Raw genomic sequence first — 4,121 nt, 5'->3', positions numbered from 1 at the left:
GGTTCGGTTGATGTCCGATGCGAATGGTTTAGCACGGTTGGTGCGGAAATACATAAGCACCAACGGTGCGATGAGCATTAGCATAGCCCGGCAGGGCTATGGAATCATTCGATCGCCTCGCCGGAAGCACCAACGGTGCGGCGATCAGTCCCACAAAAATCGCCCATCCCATTCAATCGTATATTTTTTTGAAAACGCCAGGTACTCCTTTTGGAATGTCACTCCAATGTTTGACGGCTACATCATGCCAATGCTCCTGCGGAGGGCTAGGTTTCGAGAGGCAGAATATCCAGTTCCAGGTAGGCGGCAGTGGTATTGGGGGCGGTGACGAACTGCGGGATGCCGTGGACGATATCCGCCGTTTGCCGGTGCACGTGCCCTGCAAAGACGCCGAGTAGGTTGGGGGCCTGGAAAACCTCTTGGTAAAAGGCCCGGGTGGTGGCGGTGTGTCCTTCTTTGGGCCATCTGCGGCGTCCTTCCAGTTCGTGGTTTCGGTCTGCTTCCCAGCCCCAATCTGGGTGCCCGCAGCCGTAGCCTACCGACCTTCCCGGGGCATAGAGCGGTATGTGCACCAAGAGAATCAGTGGTTTGTCCGAGGCGACCTGCTGGCGGAAAAATTCGAGCTGGGCTTCGTTGATTTCGTAGGTGGAGTTGTCCATGGAGAGCACCTTGATCCCTTTGATATCCCGGACGGACATAAGCGGATGGGCACCCTGAAAAAGGGGCTTGAGCCGTTTTTCCGACCATTCTCGGCGCAGTTCATCCAGACTGCCCTCCATGCCTTCGTAGTGCCAGTCGTGGTTGCCGGTGGTGTAGAGGAAATCCAGTCCGCTGGATTGCAGGCGTTCCAGCACCCATTCCACAGCGGCCTGGGAGGGGAAGCTGAAGATATCGCCGGAGAGCCCCAGGAGGTCAATCTTTTTTTCGTTGGCAATGGCCAGGGTTTCCTCAAAGGCAATCTCCGGGTTGATGGACGCACCGCTTTGCCAATGGGTGGTTTGATTGTAGGCCTTGGCCATACGGGCACTGTAGCGGGTATAGGGCAGGCCGCGCTCGTCGTCGCGAAACAGGTGGGTGTCGGTGACGTGCAGGATCTTGGCGGTTTCCCGCTGTCCCTCTACATAGATGGCGATTTGATGGCCGTTGGTGCTGACTGTTCGTCTCAGGCCATCCTGTTTCGGTCGATACGCACTGGGCGTTTCTGCCTGTACAAGGGTACTCCCCAGGCCAAGGCCTACAAGGCCGCCCAGGGTGCGGGAGATAAATCCTCTTCGTAGCATAGGTATCTTTGGTTATAAAAGGAAGCTTTCGTTTTTCTATCAGTTGCTTACGATCCAAGATACGGATTTTCGGTGGAATGGAGCCCGATCCGCGCAAAATCCGCTTGCCTATCCATCGGATCAATTGAGGGGGGAGGCTCCAGCCCAAGCGGAAGGATCAATTGCCCAGATTGATCACCACTTTGCCCAGGGAAACAACGATCTTCAGCAGGCGATCGTGGATGTTTTTGCGGGCGTCGGGAAAGGCATTTTTGTTGTAGCAGTCGATGTAATCGCTCAGGTGCAGAAACAGTTTGTTGCCACCCTCTGCCAGTTCTACGCTGATCTTTAGGCCGGAGGTGAACTCCAACTGAACCAGGTCGGCAGGCCCCAGTTCGGTCTGCCCCTTTCTTCCGGTCAGTTTGTTTTGGAACAGGTCTTTTTTGAAGTCAGAGATGGAGACCAACTCCTCGTTGATGCTGTCTGACGGGGGCTTGGTGCGAAAACGGTCAAAAATCTTTTTGTTCTGGCCTTCGGAGGAGATGTTGAAGGTTTTCTCCCCGTAGAGCTTGTAAGCTAGCTGCAGGTCTACGTGGTGCGCAAAAATGCCCGACTCCCTTCGGATCAGTCGCTCCAGCAGGGTTTGGATGAGCTGAATCACCTTTGCCGCGTTTTCTACGGGGTCTGGGTGCAGGAGGAGGTGGTTACGGTCGTCGCAGGCCAGCATGGGTAAGCCGTCTTTCTGTTCCCGCTCCCAGGTATCTTTCAGGGCATCGTAGCCCACATGGCTTTCCCGGTAGATGCCCTCGTTTCGCGTGATGATCTTGTCGATCTGCTGGGAGAGGATGGTGCCTTTTATCACGATCCTTCCCTCCGGCGCATCGCTGCGCTGGTAGCTTAAAAAGTGATCTACCAGCATGGCCGCCTGCTGATGGGCGTTTAGGACGAGGAATTTCCCCTCCTGATTGAGGTAGCCGATAATGATCCGCTTCAGTGCCTTGTCAAACCCGAGCGCAACGTCTATTTCCTTTTCCTTAGCCTCGTTGGCCAGCGGGAGCAGGAATTTGAAATTTAGGGTATCATCGTCCACCTTGTCGGTGTCGTAGTACACGATATCACAGGAGAAACTTTCTACCAGCTTTTCAAAATGGTTGGCCTGGGCTGTTTGGGGGAGATATAAAATACCTTTTATTTTTCGGGCTTCCGGGGAAGCTTCTGCATGTTCCATTACCTAAAATTGTGTTATTTGAAGAGCAAACCTGAATCTGCTTGGATTTGACGCGTGTGGTGCCCTGTTTTCTAAACCTTGCGTTAAAATTATAAGCTTATGGACTAGAAAGCAAATGAAGGTTTGGCCAGATAGTCCCGGTAATCGGGTTAACCTGCCATCTTCCGGTGGCAGGTTGGTAAAGATGTGTGTGGTAGCTTAGTCCTTTTTTGGATAAATGAGGTACCTTAGTTGCTAGTTATTTATTGAACAACAAATTTATTTATAATGCAAACAAAACTGATCGGCGTTCTTATCCTCTTGTTTTCCTGGTTGACCTTTCCCGTGGTTTCCCAGACCTATGCAGAAAAACTTGGTTTTCCCAAGGGGGCCAAGGTGATTATTTTTCACGTAGATGATACCGGCATGTCGTATGAAGCCAACGAAGGAACCATTATGTCCATGGAGGAGGGCCTTTCCACCTCTTGCTCCATCATGATGCCCTGTTCCTGGGTTCCGGATTACTTTGACTACCTGAAAGACCATCCGCAGGTCGATGCGGGCGTTCACCTTACACTCACCTCGGAGTGGAAAGGATACCGCTGGGGTCCGGTGGCAGGTAAGCCGACCACCCCCAGTTTGGTTGATCCTAGTGGCTACCTATGGCCTTCTGTACGCGAAGTAGTGCAGCATGGCAATCCAGAGGAACTCTATACTGAAATCAAAGCGCAAGTGGACAAGTTTATAGGAATGGGTTTTCAGCCCACCCACCTGGATTCCCATATGGGGACGCTCTTTGCCAGTGAGGCATTTTTGAAAAAGTACCTGCAATTGGGTATGGAATATCAGATTCCGGTGATGTTTCCCGGAGGGCATGCTACGTGGATACAGCAGGAAAGCAACGCCAGCAACCTGAATGTGGAACAGTTACAGGCCATCGGGAAGATGCTTTGGGAGGCCGGGCTGCCGGTGTTGGATGACCTGCATACCGACAGCTACAGTTGGAAGATCGATCCTGCGATCGAAGGAGACGATGATAGGATACAAGCTTACAAAACAGAGAAGTTTATAGAAACCATTCGGATGTTACAGCCGGGGGTGACACAGATCATTACCCATGCGACCAATTCCACGCCCCATTTTGAGCGCATCTCCCCAAGTGGCTCCCTGCGCAAGGGCGACATGCTTGCGATGATGGATCCGAAGTTAAGGGAGTTTGTCGAGGCAGAGGGCGTGATATTGACGACCTGGAGGGAGTTGATGGAGAGGAGGAGGAAGGTGAAATGATATATTCAGGAAATACGCCTCTACCTGTCGGTAGATAGGTGTGGCGATATTAAAATGATATATGCTTCGCGATGTACACTTCGTGATATAGGCCTGCGGCGATATATGGGGTTGTTTTTGTGAAAGCGGGGTAGCTTCGGATGTTTGGTTTTGGTAACGATGCAGGAGCGAAGCAATCTAGACAGCCTTTGTCGTCATTGCGAGGAGCGGGCGACGAAGCAATCTCGCTAGTACTGTCGAACCGTTGGATCGGGAGAATATCGGGTCTACTATCTCATATCTAACATCTCATATCTCCCAAAAAGACCCCGAAGGCGGTCGAATATCAATAACCCCGGGTGCCAACCCGGGGAATAGAGATACCAGAT

General features: G+C 52.1%; 3 protein-coding genes. 1 reads left to right on the top strand and 2 read right to left on the bottom strand.

The features are described 5' to 3' along the window. Nucleotides 1–266: 266 nt before the first annotated feature. Both ADIS_RS12500 and ADIS_RS12495 read right to left on the bottom strand, forming a co-directional pair. On the bottom strand, nucleotides 267–1,280 hold the full coding sequence (locus ADIS_RS12500; protein ID WP_010854895.1) for a metallophosphoesterase family protein: 1,014 nt from the start codon (nucleotides 1,278–1,280) through the stop codon (nucleotides 267–269). A 157-nt stretch (nucleotides 1,281–1,437) separates the two neighbouring features. Then, nucleotides 1,438–2,487 carry a hypothetical protein gene (locus ADIS_RS12495; RefSeq protein WP_010854894.1) on the bottom strand — a complete coding sequence of 350 codons (1,050 nt, stop codon included), beginning with the start codon at nucleotides 2,485–2,487 and terminating at the stop codon, nucleotides 1,438–1,440. Nucleotides 2,488–2,754: 267 nt separating this feature from the next. Between ADIS_RS12495 and ADIS_RS12490 the strand changes: the two genes are divergently transcribed. Beyond that, the gene (locus ADIS_RS12490) at nucleotides 2,755–3,753 is read left to right on the top strand and encodes a polysaccharide deacetylase family protein (protein ID WP_010854893.1); all 999 of its coding nucleotides are present in this window, start codon (nucleotides 2,755–2,757) and stop codon (nucleotides 3,751–3,753) included. Nucleotides 3,754–4,121: the final 368 nt, after the last annotated feature.

Source organism: Lunatimonas lonarensis (genome assembly GCF_000390185.1).
In the GTDB taxonomy this organism is placed as follows: Bacteria; Bacteroidota; Bacteroidia; order Cytophagales; family Cyclobacteriaceae; genus Lunatimonas; species Lunatimonas lonarensis.
This window is presented reverse-complemented; position numbering and strand designations above follow the sequence as displayed.